Source organism: Flavobacterium sp., from assembly GCF_035456085.1.
Classification (GTDB): Bacteria; Bacteroidota; Bacteroidia; order Flavobacteriales; family Flavobacteriaceae; genus Flavobacterium.
In genome coordinates this window covers 1-2,069 of the sequence record NZ_DATIDY010000113.1, presented here as the reverse complement: position 1 = coordinate 2,069, position 2,069 = coordinate 1, and the positions used below count along the sequence as shown (strand labels likewise).

Here is a 2,069-nt window from a genome sequence, read left to right as displayed (position 1 = left end):
AGTTTGTTGGCTTTTGGCATTTTTTCAGCTTCAAGAATTGTTCCTACACGAATATCCATTTTGGCGAAATCTTCAAACTGGATCAAATCTTTCTGAGGTTCTGCTACTTTGTTTTCAGCGATATTTGCTGTTTTGGTAGCCTCCAATTTGTCTATTTGTTTCTGAATTTCTTCGTCTTCAATTTTAGAGAAAAGCAATTCTGCCTGACCAATTTGGTGTCCAGCAGGAATTAAATCTGATGTTGTTGCTACATCATCCCACGTAGAGACGTTGCATTGCAACGTCTTTACCAGTTTAGCAGCTGTAAAAGGTAAAAATGGTTCGCACAAAACGCTTAATGCACCAGCAATTTGCAAAGCAACATACATTTGAGTTTTGGTACGCTCTTCATCCGTTTTAATCATTTTCCAAGGCTCTTCATCAGCTAAGTATTTGTTTCCAAGTCTGGCTACATTCATCATTTCGCCAAGCGCCTCACGGAAACGGTATCTTTCCAACGAGCTTGAAATTACTGCTGGATACGCTTTCAATTCAGTTAGAGTAGCCTCATCAACTTCTGATAATTCATTTGGCTGAGGTATAATTCCGTTATAATATTTGTTGGTTAACACCACCACACGATTGATGAAATTTCCAAAAATGGCTACCAATTCATTATTATTTCTCGCCTGAAAATCTTTCCAGGTAAAATCATTGTCTTTTGTTTCAGGAGCATTTGATGTCAGAGCATAACGCAAAACATCTTGCTGATTTGGAAATTCTTCCAAGTATTCGTGTAACCAAACCGCCCAGTTTTTGGAAGTAGACAATTTATTTCCTTCTAAGTTTAGGAACTCATTTGCAGGAACATTGTCTGGCAAAATGTAGCTTCCTTCCGCTTTTAGCATTGCCGGGAAAATCACACAATGAAAAACGATATTGTCTTTCCCGATGAAGTGAACGAGTTTCGTTCCGTTATTTTTCCAGTATGGTTCCCAATCTTTTCCTTCTCTTTCAGCCCATTCTTTGGTAGACGAAATGTAACCAATTGGCGCATCAAACCATACATATAATTTTTTTCCTTCGGCTCCTTCAACAGGAACGTCAATTCCCCAATCCAAATCACGGGTTACTGCACGAGGTTCTAATCCGCCATCAATCCAGGATTTTACTTGACCATATACGTTCGGTTTCCAGTCGTTTTTATGTCCAACCAGAATCCATTCATTCAAGAAATCCGAATATCTATCCAAAGGCAAAAACCAGTGTTTAGTCGATTTCAAAATAGGAGTTTCTCCAGTTATTGTCGATTTTGGATTGATTAAATCAGTTGCATTCAAAGTTGAACCACATTTTTCGCATTGGTCACCGTATGCTTCCGGATTATCACATTTTGGACAAGTTCCAGTAACAAAACGATCGGCCAAAAATTGATCTGCTTTCGCATCATATAATTGCTCGGTTACTTCTTCGATAAAGTCTCTGTTGTCGTATAATTTTTTAAAGAATTCCTGAGCCGTATCATGATGAATCTTCGCCGAAGTTCTAGAGTAATTATCAAATGCAATTCCAAAATCCGAGAACGATTTTTTAATGATTCCGTGATATTTATCGATTACTTCCTGCGGTGTAATGCCTTCTTTCTTGGCTTTCATAGAAATAGCCACACCGTGTTCGTCGCTTCCGCAAATGAACGCGACATCTCTTCCCTGCAAACGCAAATAGCGCGAATAAATATCAGCAGGAACATAAACTCCCGCCAAATGCCCAATGTGTATTGGCCCGTTAGTATAAGGCAAAGCTGCCGTAATCGTATATCTCTCTGGATTCTGTGTCATGATTATTTTTTATAGAGTGCAAAAATAAGCAATAGAATTGAGAGTTTAAAGGTTTTGTTAGGAGCTATTTCATGCTGTCTGTTTATTCGATAGTTAATCTTGTTTTAACTTTTTATCACATATTAAATAAAGAATGTGTGTTATTTATAAAAATAGGAATATTCGTAAACAATATATTTTATAATTAAAGAATTATATTACTTTTGATTTGTTATTAACTTAAAAACCAAAAGTATATGCCATTTGAAAATT

General features: G+C 36.8%; 1 protein-coding gene. It reads right to left on the bottom strand.

The annotated features are described in order from the left end of the window. Positions 1-1,817: methionine--tRNA ligase (gene metG, locus VLC96_RS08690; protein WP_325262169.1), on the bottom strand; the 1,817-nt coding region annotated here is incomplete at its 3' end. Between the last annotated feature and the right edge of the window lie 252 nt (positions 1,818-2,069).